The organism is Marinomonas sp. A3A (genome assembly GCF_018336955.1).
In the GTDB taxonomy this organism is placed as follows: Bacteria; Pseudomonadota; Gammaproteobacteria; order Pseudomonadales; family Marinomonadaceae; genus Marinomonas; species Marinomonas lutimaris.
Map to the genome: position 1 here is coordinate 3,601,036 of NZ_CP025532.1, position 19,240 is coordinate 3,620,275.

The following is a 19,240-nucleotide window of genomic DNA, read 5'->3' on the forward strand; positions in this document are numbered from 1 at the left end:
AAATAAAAACAAAGCAGTTTATTAGAAACGAAATGTAAAAACCTCATTCAGCTGATAAAATAACCTCTCAACCAAGACAAGCAGAGATATAGATATGAAAGAACACCAGACATCAATATTCGACCAAGCCTTGTCACTGCTAAGCCACAGGGAGCACAGCAAAAAGGAGCTAGTCACCAAATTAAAAACAAGAGGTCACGAGGAAGAAGAGATCAGCGCGATAATTGAGCGTCTTGAAGAAATGAACTATCTCAATGATGAGCGCTTCGCTGAAATATTTGTAAGGAGCCGACTAAGCAAACCTCTTGGAGCAAGCCGGATTCAGCAAGAACTCATACAAAAAGGTATCAATAGCGAGCTAGCAAAAACAGCCATCACTGATGCCAATGCAGATTGGTTTGAGTTAGCGAAACAACTCAAAGAAAGAAGGTTTGGAGAAGAAATCAGTACCGACTTCAAAGAAAAGGCTAAACAGTCACGCTACCTCCAATACCGAGGATTTGACTTCGAACAAATCAAATATGCCATATCTCCCCAAGACTAACATCACTCACAAAGCCAGACCTTCTAGCGCTCATATTCCTCCTTACCAAAGTATCTCTTTCTAACGAACAAAAAAAAAGCGAACCAAGTGGAGTGGTTCGCCTAAAGCGGGTGTTGGGATTATCTATCTAAAAAAGCTATTGCTATCAATACCACCTAGGCATGTTGGTAGTAGCCGTATTCGTTTTCATATTCTTCATATATGTCGCGAGGCATTTTTTTCTGCGGTCTCATCTTATGGAAAGCGGCTTTTAGTCGCGTGGCCTTGTGCTGTAATCGTTCGATACGTCGTGTTACGGTTCGGCTAGTACGGTTAGCAGCGCCATCTATCGCAGAATACATATCGGCTTGTTGCTCGCTGATTACCACTTCTTTTTGGCCGTTGATTTTAACCAAAACTTGGCAGTGTTTGTCTTCACCACCTTTAGGACCGTTCACATCGGTAAGCGTGACGATCACTCGTTGAATATTGTCATAACGGGAATTCAATGCAAAATTTAGGCGACGCTTAACATAAGCTTTTAAACTTTTAGTAAGGGCTAGGCGACGTGCTTGTACTTTAATTCTCATCTTGCTCTCCTTTACTCATGAATGAGTAAGTTATGTTGGAAATTTCAAATTACTAACAAATACTCTTAAGATATAATCGAATTATTTATGTAAATAATCAGTTTTTCTCGAAGTATTGGTGAAATATGATCAATTTCAAACATTTGCATTATTTTTGGATGGTGGCAAAGCAAGGCAGCATTACAAAAGCCAGCGAACATTTGCACATAACACCGCAAACCATCAGTGGACAGATCAGTTTATTGGAGGAACAGCTAGGAAAAACCTTATTTAGCAAGGTTGGACGCAACCTAGAATTAACGAATACTGGTCACATGGTATTAAGTTACGCCGATGAGATTTTTTCCTTAGGCAACGAGCTGGAACAATCGGTGCGCATCGCATCAGGTGATCGAACACAATTACTACGTATTGGCATTGCGGATTCAATTCCAAAATCCATCGCGTATCGTTTGCTGGCTCCCGCCATGTCGTTAGAAGATCCGGTAAGACTTGTCTGCAAAGAAAACAGTTTAGAAGATTTGCTGGGCGAGTTAGCCCTACATAAATTAGACATGATCATTGCTGATGGCCCAATCCCACCTCACCTGGCGGTACGCGGCTTCAATCATTTTTTGGGGGAATGTGGCACATCGTTTATGGCTGCCCCCAATTTAATAGAGCAGGTTGAAGGAGGCTTCCCAGCATGCTTGAGGAGCGCGCCATTTTTAATTCCCAGCGACCAATCCTTAATACAAATCCAACTTTTACAATGGCTTGAAAAGCACCATCTTCATCCAAAAATCATGGGTGAATTTGATGACCGAGCCTTAATGAAAACCTTCGGTCAAGCAGGCGCGGGCGTGTTCATTGTCCCTTCCGCCATTGCCAACGAAGTGGCGAAGCAGTTTAAAGTCGAGATCATAGGTAGCACCGAAGAAATACGCGAGCAATTCTTCGTCATTGCTACCGAGCAACGCTTATCCAACCCCGCCATTGTAGCCATTACTGATGCAGCGAAAGGCTGGCTAAAGCATCAATAGTAAACAAAAGTAGCAGCACTTAAAGACTCTCTTTAACACCTTTTTTGGCACGCGCTATTAAATCAGACGGCTTCATTTGCCACACTAATTTGAAGCCTTTTGCGCCCAAATAGAGAAATAACACTGGGATCAATACAGTATTAAAGGCAAACAACGCCAATAAAGTAAGGAAGTCGTTTACCAAACCATTGAGGGTTTCCACATACTCGCTGATCTTGTCTTTAAAATGACTCAGCCCGAACGTACTTTGTTTAATAGAGGCGAAAAAACCTTGGTCTTCTAAAGTAAGATTGCCAAGGTCGTCTATGGATTGCTGCAAAGCCTCAATCTTACTTTTCGACATTTTGATGTCTTGCTCTGTACGTTGACGTTCGCCCATTAAAAGGCTCTGTTGCGTTCGCAGCCCAGCCAGCACGTTATCGTTATTAAACAGAATATCTAAGGTAGACAAGGTTTCTTTGCGCGCGGCTATTTGACGATTAAGAGATTCATTTTGAGCGGTCAAATTCACTAAACGCTCATCCTGTTTCGACAAGGTTTGTTGCTCTTCATCCAGCTTAATTTGTAATATTTGTTTGTCTTTATCAAGAGACTGTTTAAGATCCGCTGCGACACCTAGCCCTGTCGTAACCTCGTTCATCTCGTCAGAATGTATTTGGATTTTATCCATGGTTTGCGTCTTTTCTTCATTCAAAAAAGACGCATCGACCAAAGCAGATAACAATACCACCAGCACCAATAAGAACTTCGCACCAACGGCTGTCACAAAGACTTTATAAGCCACTTCGGTAAAACGGCTTTTTGTCCAATACAAATAACCAAACAGCAAACCCGACAAAGTAACAAAGGCTTTGAAATACACAGTAGAAATAATTTTTAACAAAATACTCTGAAAAATAAGCGACGACACTGCCACCTTCATTACGCCAGAAAAATCTTCCACCATATCGTTAAATGGATCTAATAATTCGCCAATGGTGACGGAGCTGACAAACACACTTATCTGAATACTTTGCAGCACAGAAACTGTTGCATTAAATAATTTGGCTAAACCAAAGGCACTTAACGCCTGCACCAAGGAAGAGGAAACATAATCAGACGCCTTGGTGTCTAGCAAGCCCCACCAAGAAAAAATAATCGCCAGCAAGATAGCGATGTAATAACCGTTCAGTTTTTCTAGTTGCAAGACCATGTATCACCTCTTTGATCCCCAGTGCATCATAATGACAACTAGGTGTTAATACGAATCTATCTCAATTGTAGCTAGAAGATCGCTTTTTAATCGTTATACTATCTACTTACATTTAAAGTAGCCATCGAAGGAACGAACGCGCCGCACTCACCTCCAATTTTGCGATTAGGTAATGAAAGAGACCATTCAACTAACGTCATTAGTACCAAGCGACGACTTAGCTCCATTCGTTGAAAGCTTTTGGATGATCGAAAATCCAAGCGATAAAGATGAAGAACTTTCCACCTTCCCTGATGGCGGGATTGATTTGTATTTTTTCCACAATGCCGAATATCCGCTGCATATTTCCTTGGTTGGACTAGAAACAGACGCCAAAGTAGGCGCTATGCCCAAACACTCTGTGTTACTGGGTGTTCGCTTAAAAATACTGGCCGCAGAGTATTTATTAAACAAATCTGTCGCCAACATTCTAAATGATCGCATTACACTCGACATTGGCTTCGCGGGCATAGAACTAAACGACCTAAAAAGCCTGGATACTTTTGCTAATAAGCTCAGTTTGTATTTTGCTTCACAGCTAACAGCGCCAATAGACCCTCGAAAAAAAGTCATGTCAGAACTGATTTATAAGACACATGGTTCAATAACAGTGACTGAAATATCTCAAGCAGCCAATTGGAGCAGTCGCCAAATCAATCGCTATTTTAATAAGTGGCTTGGCTTACCGCTAAAAAGCTACTGTGACATTTTGCGGTTTCGCCACAGCTTCGACTCACTCAAAGTGGGCGAACTCTTTCCCAAAGAAGGTTTTAACGACCAATCTCACTATATCAAATTGATCAAAAAATACTCTAGCCTGACACCTAAGCAACTAGCTCAAGACGAAAACGACCGATTTATACAATTATATTCTGAAGATTAACTCTATCATCCGACTCGTTTTGCAATTGATGATGAGATTCATTCCCATAAAAACCCACTCATTGTTTTGTAATTCCTAACGACCTCGCTCCTTTATTTCGCACTCTATTTGATTGGCATGGCACATAAATAATATGAAGATGATTATCGTTATTACCATTGTTTCTGCATTTTTTAGCAATGCATGGGCGACGGACAACTCACGCTTCCCAATTACGATTCAACACGCTTTTGGCTCAACAACCATTACTCATAAACCCAAACGCGTTGCGACTGTGGCATGGGCAAACCATGAAGTTCCACTTGCGTTAGGCATCGTTCCTGTTGGTTTTGCTGCTGCAACCTTTGGAGACGACGATAACGACGGTTTGTTGCCTTGGGTGGCTGCACGACTTAAAAAACTCAACGCCAAGACACCGGTGTTATTCGACGAAGGCGATGGAATCGATTTCGAAGCGGTCGCAGCAACACAACCCGACGTTATTCTGGCGGCTTACTCCGGCTTAAGCCAATCCGATTATGACACGCTAAGTATGATCGCACCTGTCGTCGCTTTCCCAGACAAACCTTGGTCTACCAACTGGCGCAGCATGATTCGTATTAATAGTGCAGGGCTGGGAATGGCAGAAGAAGGCGAAGAGCTCATTGCCAGCATTGAAAAAGACATCGCCGAACGTGTTGATCAATACCCAGAGTTAAAAGGCAAATCCGCCATGTTTATCACCCATCTGGATCCAACCGATTTAAGTGTTATTCGCTTTTACAGCGCCAATGATACCCGTGTGAAGTTTTTTGATGACCTCGGCATGCACTCTCCACAAAGCATCAAAGACATCAGTAAAGATGGGCTCTTCTCTGGCGAAAGCAGCATTGAGCAAATAGACATGTTTAACGACGTAGACATTTTCGTTACCTATGGCAATAAAGAGTTACAGGCACCTTTAGAATCGAACCCTCTTATGTCGAAGATGCGAGCCATTAAAAATGGTTCGATCGTCATGCTGGGCAATAGCAAAATGGCGACTGCTGCTAATCCGACGCCACTGTCTATTACTTGGGTGTTAGATGATTACCTTCAAGCTCTTGCAGAAGCGGCACGTAAAGCCAAATGAGCCAAAGCAACGCCAAACATAAAGGCTTTCTAAAACAAAAGCCCATTGCTCTGTTGTTTGTCACGGTGGTCTTACTGCTGTTGTGCTTTTCCTCTATCGCTGTAGGGACGAGAAATGTTTCTTGGCAAGAGATAATAGGAGCACTACAAGGCCAGATGAACACCATGGGGGAAGCCTCTGTCACCATGCGCCTACCACGCACAGTGCTTGCCATCATTGCTGGCTGCGCCTTGGGATTATCTGGTGCCATTATGCAAAGTGTGACCCGCAACCCATTAGCTGACCCTGGGGTTCTTGGCGTTAATGTGGGTGCCGCTTTCTTTGTTGTTATTGGGCTAGCGTGGTTTGGTATTAACCAGCTGCAAACCTATGTTTGGCTCGCCATATTGGGCGCAGGTATTACCGCGCTATTTGTGTATTTCATTAGTTCATTAGGCTACGGCAAATCCACCCCGCTCAAATTCGCCTTGGCGGGTGCCGCCACGTCTGCAGCCTTGTCTTCTTTTATTGTTGCTGTCGTCTTGCCAAGAAATGACATTGCCGGCAGCGCAAATTCTTGGCAAATTGGCGGCGTCGGTGGCGCCACGTTTGATAGCATACAGCTCGTACTGCCCTTCTTAATCGTTGGTTTTTTACTCAGTGTATTTGTGGCTAGAAAGCTCAATACGCTGGCGCTTGGGGACGATATCGCCGCTGGACTAGGGGAAAATGTCGCTTGGATTCGTGCCATCGCTTGGCTGTCTGCAGTTTTACTCTGTGGGGCCACAACCGCCATTTGTGGCCCTATCGGCTTTGTTGGTCTCGTGGTTCCCCATTTATGTCGACTACTTGTCGGAGTGGACAACCGCTGGTTGCTCATTTTTTCAGCGCTAGTCGGCGCATGCTTATTATTAAGTGCGGATGTGTTAGGACGCATTATATCAAGACCAAGCGAACTCTCGGTTGGCGTCGTGACCGCCTTCGTTGGTGCACCCTTCTTCATCTGGATAGTCCGCAGACAAAGGGTGAAAGAGTTATGATTAACACAAACTCAACGCTCGCACGCGTTACTAGTGGACGAAAAAACCGGTCCAAGCGCTGGAAATACGTAGCTTGCTTACTTTGCTTATTGGCTGTGGCTGCGTTTTCAATCACCTTAACCTTGGGGCAATCCTTTACACCACCACAAGACGTCATAAAGGTTTTACTGGGTGAAAACGTCCCTGGAGCCTCTTTTGTGGTGGGTCAGTTGCGCCTACCACGAGCGATTATTTCTCTTCTTGTCGGCATGAGCTTTGGTATGGCTGGCGTGGCATTTCAAGTCATGCTGAGAAACCCATTGGCCAGCCCCGATATCATCGGAGTAAGTTCTGGTGCGACTGCCGCCGCCGTATTTGCCATTATTGTGCTGCACATGGATGGCACTAGCGTGGCTTTCTTCTCAATCGCCGTAGGCTTATTGGTCGCCTTAGCGGTCTACGGCTTGTCCTATCGAAATGGTGCGTCAGGTGCTCGACTTATTCTGGTTGGTATTGGCGTCTCTGCGATGATTGAAAGCTTTATTGTGTATTTACTATCACAAGCTCAAGCATGGGACCGTCAAGAAGCCATGCGTTGGCTAAGCGGAAGTGTCAACTCCGCACAAATCCATCAAGCCTTGCCATTGATTATCTCTTTTTTGATATTTGGTGGGTTTCTATTAAGCCGCACCCGAGACCTAGAAGCGTTACGTATGGGCGACGATACCGCCCACGCATTGGGTGTTCGTGTCGGCATGACGCGCATTACCGTCATTGTATCCGCTGTTGGGCTGATTGCTGTGGGAGTCGCGATAACAGGGCCTATTGCGTTTGTTGCTTTCTTGTCAGGCCCCATTGCGGTTCGCCTTGTGAAGAACAATGGTTCACTGCTGATTCCTTCTGGTTTAGTAGGCGCTTGCTTAGTGATGGGCGGTGATTACATCGGGCAATTCTTGCTGCCAAGTCGCTACCCTGTCGGCGTGATTACTGGCGCTCTAGGCGCGCCCTACCTTATTTACCTTATTATTCGTGTTAACCGTAAAGGTGGCTCACTATGACACTAAAACACCAACTCGTTGTCGATCATCTTGCCGCTGGTTATGGTGAAAAAACCATCCTTAACGACATCAATATAGACATTAAACCCGGTCAAATTACATCTATCATTGGCGCCAATGCCTGCGGAAAATCTACCTTATTGCGCACTATGTCACGCTTATTATCGCCGTCTAATGGTCATGTCTTACTGGATGGCAGATCGATACACAACACGCCAACACGACAACTAGCGCAAACGCTTGGCTTATTACCTCAATCCCCCATTGCACCGGAAGGCATTACGGTCAGCGATCTAGTCAGCCGTGGCAGGCACCCACATCATGGATTCCTATCAAGGTGGCGCAAAGAAGACGATGAAGCCATTGCCAAAGCACTAGAAACCACCAAAACCACAGAGCTTTTGGACAGAGAAATAGACGAATTATCAGGTGGTCAACGCCAGCGAGTCTGGATCGCCATGGCATTAGCACAAGAAACCGACATATTGCTGTTAGACGAGCCGACCACCTTCTTGGACGTCGCTCACCAAATTGAAGTATTGGACCTGCTTGTTGACCTAAACCAAACCCGTGGCACCACCATCGTATTGGTATTGCATGATCTTAATCTGGCAGCGCGTTATTCAGACCAGCTCATCGCCATACAACAAGGTCAAGTCTTTGCCAATGGAGCGCCAAATGAAGTGGTAACAGAAGACATGATTCACGCTGTTTTTGGCCTCCAGAGCCAAGTCATCACAGACCCTATTTCCGGCAGCCCAATGGTTTTACCCATTGGGCGTCACAAGAGAATAAAACACACTTAAGCAAAGCAGACTGAAACCCTTATCCATAACAAATATATATCAATAATCATTAGCAATACTATTTTCATATTATGAAATTATAGAGGAACCAAAAATGAACAAGAAAAACGCTCTTCCCTTGAAGTTAAAGCAAAATCACTGCGCTGCCGCGACACTTTTCTGCTGCTCCGTACTCACACCAATTGCTGGGTATGCAGAAACAGAAAGTGAAGCAGGCACCTTTCGACTTTCCCCTATCATCGTCAATGATCAAGCATTAGCCGATGATGACTCCGAATCTGTTGTGGCCAAAGAACTATGGGTCGGCGGCAAAGTCGCCACCAGTATTCAAGACACACCCGCGTCTGTCTCTGTCATCACTGAAAAAGAAATCAAGCAGCGTGGCGCCAGCACCACAGAAGAGGTTTTGCAGTACTCTCCAGGATTGGTTACTGACTATTATGGAACCGATGACCGCAACGATTATTTTATGATTCGAGGATTTCAAGCAACCACCTATCGCGACGGTATGACGTTGGGTTCTATGCGTGGCGTACGTGAAGACCCTTATGCTTTTGAACGTGTGGAAGTCTTACGCGGTGCTAACTCCACTCTATTTGGCCCCGCAGACCCAGGCGGATCAGTAAATTTCGTTAGCAAGCGCCCAAAATTTGAAAGTATCAGAAATACTTATGTTACCTATGGTTCTAATGACCATAAAGAAGTGGGTATCGATGTCGGTGACACATTAAATGAAAACGAAACCCTAGCCTACCGACTAACAGGCAAGGTAAAAGACAGCGACCGAGAATACGATTATTCCAAAGATGATTCTGAGTTCATCATGGGTGGATTAACATGGGAACCAAACAGCAGCACCAGCGCGACACTTTTAATTGACTACTTGAATACAGATTCAACACCAAACAGCGGCGGCTATCCGATGGATCGTGAATACAGCCGTAGCGACTTCTTTGGTGAGCCTGATTACAACTTTCACAATGTTGAACGTACCAATATCAGCGCACAAATTACCCATCGAATTAACCGTCAATTTAAAGTACTTGGCAACTTGCGCTACAGCGATTTAACTGATGATTATGGCTACATATACATTTCTGATGCAAATGGACATACAGGCAATGATGTCGCTCGTGGCTATTTAAGCAATGACACCGAAGCACAAGAGTTTATTGGTAATACTATGTTGCAATACGATGCTAGCTTCGATGACATCGACAGCAGCACAACAGTAGGCATTGAGTATAGAAATGCCTCAACCAACCTAAACTCTTCATATGGTAATGCAGCTTCAATTGACGTATCAAATCCTGTCTACACAGGCGCCCTTTCTGGACCCACGCCTTATGGCAATAAAAAACAAGACTATACGACTAAATCCATTTTCCTACAGCAGAACTTGTCTTTTCATGACAAAGTCATTGTTACCGTAGGCGTACGTAATGATAATTTAGACCTATCTAGCGAGAACGTTAGTAACGAAAAATTTGATGCCGATTATTCAGAAACATCACTACGTGGTGCCATTACGTATAAGATAAATGATGAAGTTTCAGCTTACTTAAGCCAAGTCGAGTCGGTGGCACCTCCTTCTATAGAAAGCACAGGGACAGCCAATAAGCCTGAACGCGGAGAACAGTATGAAGTTGGAGTAAAATATGCACCTTACAATATGAATGCGATATTTTCTGCCTCAGTGTATGACTTAACCAAAGACAATGTCACTATCACAACAACCGATCTTGTGAAAAAAACCATTGGGGAATCTAAAACAAAAGGATTGGATTTAGAAGCCAAAGCAGACATAACAGAGAACCTAAGCATCACCGCAGCTTACTCCTACATGAAATCAGAAGTCGTTAATGATAGCGACCCATCACTCAAAGGTAATGAGTTTGTTACCGCGCCAAGGAACACAGCCTCTCTATGGAGTCATTACACTCTACCAAATCAAACCATGAGTATTGGTCTTGGGGCACGTTATGTTGGGTCTTATTACTTTGACACTGTGAACACATCTAAAAGTGAAGCGGCAACCCTATTCGATGCGTCTTTTGATTACCAAATCACCGCAGACACCAAGCTAGGCTTAAATATTAAAAACCTACTGGATAAGCAATATGTAGTCGGTTCGGCTACTGCAAATTACTACAACCCAGGCCGAGATATCACTCTTACCTTAAACCACAGCTGGTAAACAGCCGTAAAACAATAAATCGAACACCATCCCTTTTATTTAGCCAGTATGAGCACCCATACTGGCTTTTTTTTGCCCTCAGACAAAGCAGAACAAGAAACGACATTACTTTAAAAAAGCGTCCGTCTACTCCCCTTTATCCCTCAAGTTTTTTGTATTTTGTGTATAAAAAAACAACAAATGACAACCTAATCTTGATTTATTCCCCCGTCGTAATAAAACAAAAAATGCTTGAAGAGTGTTGATTTTTTAAATCTACAGTGCTAAAAATACACAACATCACAAATATATATATTCTTGTAAAGTACTTCACTAAAAATAAAGGAGCTAACATGGCTGAATTAAGGTTTGCTACACGATTAAACTCATTTGCCTCTGGCGCACATAAATACTGGCCAGAACAACAAGGTAAACCCAGCGTTTTACAAATGATTGAACGTGCCTCAACTGCAAAAGGTTTAACGCATGTTGACTTAAACTACCCTCAACACATCACAACAGATATTTCGACTATTAAAAATAAGCTTGAAGAATTAGGGCTAGCTGTCAATGGTATGCAAATGCGTTGGGATGCTCCTGAGTTTAAAATCGGTGCCTTCACCAACCCTGATCCAAAAATTCGCAGACAAGCGATTGAGTTGACCAAACGAGGCATCGACGCTGGCCGAGAATTCGGCTCAAACCTAATGACACTTTGGATGGGACAGGATGGTTTCGATTACTGCTTCCAAGTCGATTATAAAAAAATTTGGGAAGACGCAGTCAGTGCTGTGCGTGAAATAGCGGAATATGCTCCTGACTGTGACATTAGTATCGAATACAAACCCAATGAACCTCGTGCTTACAGTATTTTCCCCAATGTCACCACTTGCCTATTAGCTATTGAAGAAGCTGGCTGTGAAAACTTAGGCGTTACACTCGATTTTGCTCACGTTCTCTACGCAAATGAAATCCCTGCTTATGCCGCCGCTATGGTAGCTCGTCGTTCTAAGCTAATGGGTCTGGATTGCAATGATGGCTGGGGCAAACGAGATGATGGATTAATGGTCGCTTCGGTAAACCCAAGAGCCACACTAGAGTTTTTATGGCAGATGAAAAAAGACGGTTATAACGGCGCCTATTATTTTGACACCTTCCCTGATGCTAGTGGCCTTGACCCCGTTCGTGAAGCAGAGACCAACATCGCTACGGTTAAGCGTCTACTAGGTCTGTGTGACAAATTAGACAATAACCCTGAATTAGCCGCAGCGATAGAAAAACAAGATGCCGTTGCCTCACAGCAAATTATCAACGACATTTTGTTCATGAAATAAAAATCGTTAACTAAAAATTTATTTAAAACCACAATAAAAACAAAAGGTGAATCATGAAAAAGTCAATTATTACATTGCTTGCTTGCAGCACATTAACCGCCAATCTATGGGCCGCAGACCTATCAACACTCAATCCAGACACAGAGCAAGATCGCACTGACTGGACACAGCTGACTGAGAAGTACGGCCCAATGCCCAAGGCAAATAGTAAGCTAAAAATTGCGGGTGTCTCAAAAACTCTGACCAACGCTTATTGGCGTTCTTTAGGTGATGGTTATAAAAACATCGCCGAAAAAGACGGCTTCACTACAGTTTACCAAGCTGCCGCAAACGAAGGTGATCAATTAGGCCAGCTGTCTATTGCTGAGACATTAATAACACAAGGTTTTAATGGCTTACTGGTATCACCGCAGACTGATTCAAATTTACAGCCGGCTTACGAAACAGCCAAAAGAAAAGGTGTCCCAGTAGTTAACGTAAATGATGCCGTCATGCCAAACGCTCAATACTATGTTGGTAACGTGCAAAAAGACAATGGTGTTCGAGTTGCCAAGTGGTTTATCAAGCACAACCCTAAGGGTGGGAAAGTCGCTATCATTCAAGGCCAAGCTGGGGTATTCGCTGCCCGTCAGCGTACAGAAGGTTTTGAAGAAACCATTAAAGCAGATGGAAAACTTGAAATTGTCGCCTCTATTCCCGCCGATTGGAGCCGTGAAAAAGCCTACAACGCGACTGCAACCATTTTGCAGCAACATCCTGATTTAGTAGGCATTTATGCTAACAACGATGGCATGGCATTAGGCGTTGTTGAGGCAGTCCGAGCGGCCAAAAAATCCGAGCAGGTTGCAGTATTTGGCACAGATGGAATTGCCGATGCCTACAATTCGATAAAACGCGGTGAGTTAACTGGTACTGTTGACAGTTTTCCAGTTCTAACAGGGGAAGTCGCAATGAATGTCTTATTACGTATTATTGACGGCCAGCCTATCTCTCGTGTGGTTTCTACTCCACAGGCACTAATAACCCGAGACAATGTTGATACCTTTATAGAAGCTAAAAAGTCAGCAGACAATCAGCAATTGCTTAACCTTCTAAACCAATAAAAACAGGAGGGGCTATGGACTATTCTCGTTTAACCATGCATGAAATTACAAAATCCTACGGTAACTTCATTGCGATTGAAAATATAAGCTTAACTGTGAAAATAGGTGAAGTGCACGCTTTAGTCGGGGAAAATGGCGCAGGAAAGTCCACCTTGCTCAATATCTTATCCGGGGTTCGCTTCGCGAACTCCGGCACGATAAAAGTGGACGGCAACACTATAGATATGAAGACGCCCTTATCGGCTCGTGAAGCTGGAATTGCAATGATTCACCAAGAATTGCAACTCATCCCAGAACTATCGGTTACTCAAAATATGTTTTTGGGCAAACCTTTGACTCGATCAGGCGGTCTCTTCGTAAATAGAAGCGCCCAATACGCTAAAGCCAAACGCATCCTTGCGCGTTTGGATCCTAGTATTGACCCAAATGAACAGGTAAAAAACTTAAAAGTGGCGCAACAGCAAATTGTTGAGATTGCTCGAGCCTTATTAGACAACGCCAAACTTATTGCGATGGATGAGCCTACTTCAAGCCTTACTCCTACTGAGTTTGAACGCCTTGCAAGTCTCATTTTATCTCTTAAAGATACAGGTGTTTCGTTCATTTATGTTTCTCACAAAATGGATGAGGTGTTCAAAGTCTGTGACAGAGCCACCATTCTTCGAGATGGTCGCTTTATAGACACAGTGAATATAAAAGACGAAACCGAAGAAAGCATCGTCACTAAAATGGTGGGGAGAAAAATTGAAAAAGTAGCACATCAATCCTTTGTTACCGATAAAGAAATACTACAAATCGTCGACTTATCCCGCGATAAAGCAGTTCATCCAACCAGCTTCTGTGTACACGCAGGAGAAGTGCTTGGTATTGCTGGATTAGTAGGCGCCGGTAGAACAGAACTACTAAAACTCATCGCTGGTGTCGATCCAACGTCAACTGGAGCTGTGTTTGTTAATGGCAAGCAGATTGAAAAGTTAAATGTGGACAATGCAATCAAAGCAGGCATTGGACTTGTTCCAGAAGAGCGAAAAAAGGAAGGCATCATCAAAGAACGCTCAGTCGCTATTAATATGGGGCTTCCATCTCTTAAAAAATTCACTGTGTCAGGTCTACTACAGAAAGCAAAATTAGACAAAAAGGCATTGGAAATCATGTCGGATTTAAACTTACGTCCTCTCGATGTAGAAAGGCAGATAGGTACACTAAGTGGCGGCAATCAGCAAAAAGTAATTATTGGCCGATGGATTGCGGCAGACGCTAAGGTCTTCTTATTCGACGAGCCAACACGCGGCATAGACATTGGCGCTAAATCTGAAATCTATACCTTAATTGAAAAGCTGGCTCAGGCAGGCAAAGCCATCATCGTGGTTTCTTCGGAAATGACCGAAGTCATTCGTATCTGTGATCGAGTACTCGTTATGAAAGAAGGAAAAGTCACCGCAGAGTTAAGTGGAACGGATATTAATGAAGAGATGATTGCCCATTGCGCCATTAACAACATGACTCAGCTCCATTAAAAAAATAAGAGGACAATACAATGAAAACAACAGAAAACACCTTGATAAAACAGCATCCTTCCATCGTCTTTAAATTTAATCTGCGTAATGCTGGCACATTAATTGGTCTTTTAATTATTGCAGGCACCTTTTCATTTTTAACGCCAAATTTTTTAACCATTCCAAATATTCTAATTATCTTACAACAATCATCCATTAATGCGGCCATCGCCCTTGGCATGACGTTAGTCATCATTTCCGGAGGTATTGATCTGTCTGTTGGCTCGGTTGCTGCCATTTCCGCCATTATTGGTGCAACACTTATGACAGCGGGCGTACCTGTGCCCCTTGCAGTGATTGGTGCCTTACTTATTGGCGCCTTAAGCGGTGTGTTTAGTGGAGTATTAATTGCCTACGCTGGACTACAGCCTTTTATTGTTACATTAGGTGGCCTTTCATTATTTCGTGCAGCCTCGTTAATCTATTCAGACGGCAACCCTATTTTTGGTATTCCAATCGAGTTTCGCGACTTCATGAACGGCCAAGTTTTTAGCCTTCCACTGCCTGTTGTTTTAGTCTTGCTTATTACTCTACTTCTTTGGATTATCATGAACAAAACCCCGCTAGGCGAATACATTTTAGCCATTGGTGGCAATGAAGAAGCCGCTCGAATAGCTGGTGTACCGGTAAAAAGAACCAAGATTACCGTTTATGTTATTTCAGGAATTCTAGCTTCCTTTGCCGCACTTATCTTAGTCGGACGCCTAGGTGCTGCAGATCCAACAATGGGAAATTTATGGGAGCTAAATGCTATCGCTGCAGCAGCTATTGGTGGTGCGTCATTAATGGGCGGAAAAGGCAGTGTGATTGGTACGCTTATTGGCGCTGTGATTTTAGGCACCTTGAGTAACGGTTTAACCCTTTTGAACATACAAGCCTTCTATCAATTGCTCGCAACTGGCCTCATAATTATCATTGCCATGTTAATAGACCGAGCAACCAGAGGAAAATAATGACACAAGATCCTAGAGCAATTGGCGCACAAATCCGCATGAGGCTGCCCCAACTGACCCAACTTGAAAAGCGAGTTGTCGAATCAGTCATGTCTAAAAACGACATTTCAGAAAAAACGTCGTTAAAAGCCATTGCCCTTGAAAATAATGTGTCTGAAGCGATGGTGGTAAAAGTGGCTAAGAAGTTAAATTTTTCGGGATTTCGAGAATTTAGAACCAGCCTCATTTATTACAAGAACTCTGATGTCGCGAACTTGCATGCTGAGATTGAGCCAAATGATTCTTCAGAGTCCTTACTTGAAAAGGTGTTTAAAACATCGATTCAGGCAATTGAAGAAACATTATCTGTACTCGATGTTTATCAATTTAACCGAGCCGCAGATATCATATTCAAGGCAAAACACATTGATCTTTACGGCATCGGTGGATCTTCCTCCGTCGCCCGTGATTTATCACATAAGTTATTAAAAATTGGCATAAAAGCCATGGTTCATGATGATGCTCATATCATGATGATGTCGTCTTCTATTTTAACCGATGACGATGTGGTGATTGCGATTAGTCACTCAGGCATGACAAAAAGCGTGATTGAACCGATTAAGTTAGCCTCTCGAAATGGCGCTAAAGTAATCGCAATAACCAACTATGATGAGTCACCATTAGCACAATGTGCCGATATCGTTTTGAACTCTACCTCGCAAGGGTCACATTTACTCGGAGAAAATGCTGCGTCAAGAATTGCCCAATTAAACATTCTAGACGCATTATTTGTCGCCATTGCCCAAAAAGATCTTAAAAAAGCCGAGCAGAACTTAAATAAAACTCAACAAGCCGTGCAAAATTTAAGAGAGTATTAACATGAATACAATATTAGTCGTTGGCAGCTTACACTACGATATTATGATAAACGCTCCACACCAACCAGAAACCGGAGAAACGGTTATTGGTACAAACTGTGATTATAAGTTTGGCGGTAAAGGCGGCAATCAGGCTGTCTCCGTAGCAGAGTCTAACGTACATACACGCTTTGCTGGGGCTATCGGCGACGATACAAACGGTCAATTTTTACTATCTGTACTAAAACAACATTCAGTAGACACTCAGTTTATTGATGTCATTCCTAGTACACCTTCTGGTATGAGCGTCGCAATCACAGATGCAGATAACGATTATTCAGCTGTGGTCATACCGAACGCTAACACTCAGATTAATATAGAAACATTCTATAAGGCAGAAATATGGGAAAATATTCGCCTATTAGTGCTGCAAAATGAGCTTCCAGAGCACATCAACCTGATAGCAGCACAAGAAGCTAAAAAGAGAGGCATCAAGGTTTGTCTCAATGCAGCACCAGCAAAAATACTCTCAGAAGACTTTAAAACACACATAGATGTACTTGTGGTCAACGCCATTGAGGCTCGAGATATGTCTGGCGTAACCGTCAACAATCTGAGATCGGCTGCTAAAGCAGCTGCGCTTCTCAATAAAATCTACCCTACTGTCATAGTAACGGCGGGGGAATATGGCGTAGCTTATTCAGAACAATCTGGCACATATGGTGAATTAGCCGCAGAAAAAATACAGCTCATCAGTACCCATGGCGCTGGCGATTGTTTTATGGGGGTATTGTGTTCAGCCTTAGCGAACGATGTTGAGCTTACAGAGGCCATCAGCAGAGCGAATAAAGCCGCGGCAATTCATGTCTCAACCCCATAACTAGCAAGACGACACAATAACTAAAGAAGCGAAAACATAAGGTGAGCCAATGATATTGGTTCGCTTTATGACAAAAAGAGGTGAAAATCGCTCTATTCCAATCGATAAGAGCTTATTCAAACAACTTGAAGAGCATATGAGAACTCATGGTAGATTCTTTGATTGCATCAAATCTTTCAGAAAATATCTGAAAACAACAAGTATAAAGCTGCCTCAAGGCCAGTCATCACACGTGTTGAGACACAGCTTTGCTAGTCACTTCATGATGAATGGCGGAAACATTCTAACGCTTCAAAAAATTCTTGGTCATTCAACTATCATCATGACAATGAGATATGCTCATCTGGCACCTGAACACTTGAAAGATGCCTTAATATTCAACCCTCTATACAGTATCACTGAAGGTCGAAAGTAATAATGCCTAAGTTATCAAATTCGATAGGATCTAAAAAATCTACACAAGAATTTTCTTTTACACAAAAAGCTAGACTAGGACTTAATTCAACTGTGATTTCATAATTGAAAAGACGGTCTAGATCTAGATCTAAATACTCAACACTAAATGTAGCTGTCACATCAAGAGAAACATCTATATATGGCTCATCAATATCAAGTAATGAATGATTTAAATAAGATAGCTCTATACATTCAGCTTGTAAGATATCATAGAAACTGTGAGAAGCTTGATACGAGCAATGATTCGGAATGTTATCAATAATATATGATTCAAGATCATCCCAGTGCTTTAGAACTAACTCATTATAGTACTCCATTGTATAACCAATAGATTCTAAAGATTTTTCATAAAATTCCTTTAGATTACTATAGTGAGTCAAGTTGTCTTCTTGAGCACAAAAGCCTATGGGATCGCCATCATTACTTACAATAGATATCTCGATATTGTGCTCTTGACTGTAGTCACGAAGAGCCAAGAGAGTAAAAGCATCAGGAAACTCATTTTTTTTCTTTCCTGAGCTACTAAAAGGTGATCGCTCTTGAAAATATAAGGCAAAAACTTCTGTAGAGTTTACATTTTCAACACTAACAACTTCAGCATTACATGAATCTAAAAAGTCATTGAAATTTTTACAAAGGAGACTGTATACATGATCAGCAGAATAACTATCCTTTTGAAGTTCAACTCCAACCCCTTCAGGATCAATATTGTTAAATTGCTTACAGATTTTTTGTGTTTCTTTAGCTAATAAGTTTGCTCGATCGCGTAAATGCTTGCGAACCTCATCAACAACAACATCGGTAAGCAACAGTTCAACAAAAAGACTTTCAGCAAGAGTTTTTAGCTGCTTTAGATCCCGACTATTAAAGTTATACTGATTTGAATCAAAAACTTCTGTGTCTAAAAAAACTCTCGGTCTTAACATTTTGCATCCATTACAAAAAAAGCTTATAGAGCATTTTAGACATAATTAATAAATATACAAATTACGTAGGCATTTTGTAGTCAAGGATTAAGAAATGCAAAATATTTTTTTAAAAATATACTTGTAATTCAACAGCATAGGTGAGTAAAAATGGTACGCCCGAGAGGATTTGAACCTCCGACCTTCGCCTCCGGAGGGCGACGCTCTATCCAGCTGAGCTACGGGCGCATGACTTGTTGCGTGGCAATAATACTTTGCGCGATGCAAAGTGAGCCAGAACAAATTGGAGTGCGTATTCTAAAGGAAATTCTTCAGGATTCCAGTGCTTAATGACGGAAAGCCGCAGATTCATGTTTTTATCTGCTTTTCTCTCATTTACCTAGTGGTTGAAGTCGAGGATAATTCACTCGCTGTTCACTTATTCATGTTATCAGGAGCGTCTCTACCGATGCAATGCAAGCGTTTCCCGCTCAGTTTTACAGCCCTTTTATTTAGTGGTTTCGCTATGAGCTTGCTGCTGAGCAATTCGGCATATGCCGCACGTTCTGGTGAAACACTTTACAACAGCTATTGCATTGCCTGTCACATGAATGGCGTCGCAGGCGCACCGAAATTTGGTAATAAGGCTGATTGGCAACCACGCATTGAAAAAGGCATAGACACTTTATTAAAAGATGCGACCAATGGTTTTAAAGCCATGCCACCAAAAGGTTTATGCTTCGATTGCAGTGAAGATGAGCTACGTGGTGCGATTCAATACATGATCGACAATAGCTCAAGCAACTAGCTGTTTAACTA

19 protein-coding genes and 1 tRNA gene are annotated in these 19,240 nt (G+C 42.7%); 16 read left to right on the forward strand and 4 right to left on the reverse strand.

The genetic code is table 11. The annotated features are described in order from the left end of the window. Nucleotides 1–94 precede the first annotated feature (94 nt). Nucleotides 95–544, forward strand: coding sequence for a regulatory protein RecX (locus CYL31_RS16890; RefSeq protein ID WP_212916323.1), 450 nt, complete (start codon nucleotides 95–97; stop codon nucleotides 542–544). A gap of 155 nt (nucleotides 545–699) precedes the next feature. On the opposite strand, the gene CYL31_RS16895 is transcribed toward CYL31_RS16890, so the two are convergent. Beyond that, nucleotides 700–1,113: an HPF/RaiA family ribosome-associated protein gene (locus tag CYL31_RS16895; RefSeq protein WP_212916324.1), complete on the reverse strand. Its 414-nt coding sequence runs from the start codon at nucleotides 1,111–1,113 to the stop codon at nucleotides 700–702. Between the two features lie 125 nt (nucleotides 1,114–1,238). Between CYL31_RS16895 and nhaR the strand changes: the two genes are divergently transcribed. After that, nucleotides 1,239–2,135, forward strand: a complete 897-nt coding sequence (nhaR, locus tag CYL31_RS16900; RefSeq protein ID WP_212916325.1) for a transcriptional activator NhaR — start codon at nucleotides 1,239–1,241, stop codon at nucleotides 2,133–2,135. A 19-nt stretch (nucleotides 2,136–2,154) separates the two neighbouring features. On the opposite strand, the gene CYL31_RS16905 is transcribed toward nhaR, so the two are convergent. Further along, a complete protein-coding gene (locus CYL31_RS16905; RefSeq protein ID WP_212916326.1) occupies nucleotides 2,155–3,327 on the reverse strand; it encodes a hypothetical protein in 1,173 nt (390 codons plus the stop codon). A 172-nt stretch (nucleotides 3,328–3,499) separates the two neighbouring features. Here CYL31_RS16905 and CYL31_RS16910 point away from each other — a divergent pair, with 172 nt between their 5' ends. From CYL31_RS16910 to CYL31_RS16970, 13 genes are all read left to right on the forward strand, one after another. After that, nucleotides 3,500–4,249 (forward strand): helix-turn-helix domain-containing protein, encoded by a 750-nt coding sequence (locus CYL31_RS16910; RefSeq protein WP_212916327.1) that lies wholly within the window; start codon nucleotides 3,500–3,502, stop codon nucleotides 4,247–4,249. A 133-nt stretch (nucleotides 4,250–4,382) separates the two neighbouring features. Next, complete coding sequence (locus tag CYL31_RS16915; RefSeq protein WP_212916328.1) at nucleotides 4,383–5,360, forward strand: iron-siderophore ABC transporter substrate-binding protein; 978 nt, start codon at nucleotides 4,383–4,385, stop codon at nucleotides 5,358–5,360. After that, nucleotides 5,357–6,379: a FecCD family ABC transporter permease gene (locus CYL31_RS16920; RefSeq protein WP_212916329.1), complete on the forward strand. Its 1,023-nt coding sequence runs from the start codon at nucleotides 5,357–5,359 to the stop codon at nucleotides 6,377–6,379. Before CYL31_RS16915 ends, CYL31_RS16920 begins: the two co-directional genes overlap by 4 nt. Further along, nucleotides 6,376–7,416, forward strand: coding sequence for a FecCD family ABC transporter permease (locus CYL31_RS16925; protein WP_212916330.1), 1,041 nt, complete (start codon nucleotides 6,376–6,378; stop codon nucleotides 7,414–7,416). Before CYL31_RS16920 ends, CYL31_RS16925 begins: the two co-directional genes overlap by 4 nt. Further along, complete coding sequence (locus tag CYL31_RS16930) at nucleotides 7,413–8,222, forward strand: ABC transporter ATP-binding protein (protein ID WP_212916331.1); 810 nt, start codon at nucleotides 7,413–7,415, stop codon at nucleotides 8,220–8,222. Before CYL31_RS16925 ends, CYL31_RS16930 begins: the two co-directional genes overlap by 4 nt. A gap of 94 nt (nucleotides 8,223–8,316) precedes the next feature. Next, nucleotides 8,317–10,419, forward strand: coding sequence for a TonB-dependent siderophore receptor (locus tag CYL31_RS16935; RefSeq protein ID WP_212916332.1), 2,103 nt, complete (start codon nucleotides 8,317–8,319; stop codon nucleotides 10,417–10,419). Nucleotides 10,420–10,751: 332 nt separating this feature from the next. Then, on the forward strand, nucleotides 10,752–11,732 hold the full coding sequence (locus CYL31_RS16940; RefSeq protein WP_212916333.1) for a sugar phosphate isomerase/epimerase family protein: 981 nt from the start codon (nucleotides 10,752–10,754) through the stop codon (nucleotides 11,730–11,732). Between the two features lie 53 nt (nucleotides 11,733–11,785). Then, on the forward strand, nucleotides 11,786–12,835 hold the full coding sequence (locus tag CYL31_RS16945; protein WP_212916334.1) for a sugar ABC transporter substrate-binding protein: 1,050 nt from the start codon (nucleotides 11,786–11,788) through the stop codon (nucleotides 12,833–12,835). A gap of 14 nt (nucleotides 12,836–12,849) precedes the next feature. Next, nucleotides 12,850–14,352, forward strand: a complete 1,503-nt coding sequence (locus CYL31_RS16950) for a sugar ABC transporter ATP-binding protein (RefSeq protein WP_212916335.1) — start codon at nucleotides 12,850–12,852, stop codon at nucleotides 14,350–14,352. A gap of 20 nt (nucleotides 14,353–14,372) precedes the next feature. After that, nucleotides 14,373–15,344 carry an ABC transporter permease gene (locus CYL31_RS16955; RefSeq protein WP_212916336.1) on the forward strand — a complete coding sequence of 324 codons (972 nt, stop codon included), beginning with the start codon at nucleotides 14,373–14,375 and terminating at the stop codon, nucleotides 15,342–15,344. After that, the gene (locus tag CYL31_RS16960; RefSeq protein WP_212916337.1) at nucleotides 15,344–16,201 is read left to right on the forward strand and encodes a MurR/RpiR family transcriptional regulator; all 858 of its coding nucleotides are present in this window, start codon (nucleotides 15,344–15,346) and stop codon (nucleotides 16,199–16,201) included. Before CYL31_RS16955 ends, CYL31_RS16960 begins: the two co-directional genes overlap by 1 nt. 1 nt (nucleotide 16,202) lies before the next feature. Next, nucleotides 16,203–17,060: a ribokinase gene (locus CYL31_RS16965; protein ID WP_212916338.1), complete on the forward strand. Its 858-nt coding sequence runs from the start codon at nucleotides 16,203–16,205 to the stop codon at nucleotides 17,058–17,060. Between the two features lie 49 nt (nucleotides 17,061–17,109). Beyond that, nucleotides 17,110–17,475, forward strand: coding sequence for a tyrosine-type recombinase/integrase (locus tag CYL31_RS16970; protein WP_212916339.1), 366 nt, complete (start codon nucleotides 17,110–17,112; stop codon nucleotides 17,473–17,475). Here CYL31_RS16970 and CYL31_RS16975 read toward each other — a convergent pair. After that, the gene (locus CYL31_RS16975) at nucleotides 17,456–18,442 is read right to left on the reverse strand and encodes a PIN domain-containing protein (protein ID WP_212916340.1); all 987 of its coding nucleotides are present in this window, start codon (nucleotides 18,440–18,442) and stop codon (nucleotides 17,456–17,458) included. The genes CYL31_RS16970 and CYL31_RS16975 overlap by 20 nt on opposite strands. A 151-nt stretch (nucleotides 18,443–18,593) precedes the next feature. After that, a tRNA-Arg gene (locus CYL31_RS16980) sits at nucleotides 18,594–18,670 on the reverse strand. Nucleotides 18,671–18,764: 94 nt separating this feature from the next. Here CYL31_RS16980 and CYL31_RS20760 point away from each other — a divergent pair. Continuing rightward, complete coding sequence (locus CYL31_RS20760; RefSeq protein ID WP_249411617.1) at nucleotides 18,765–19,229, forward strand: c-type cytochrome; 465 nt, start codon at nucleotides 18,765–18,767, stop codon at nucleotides 19,227–19,229. The last annotated feature ends 11 nt before the right edge of the window (nucleotides 19,230–19,240 follow it).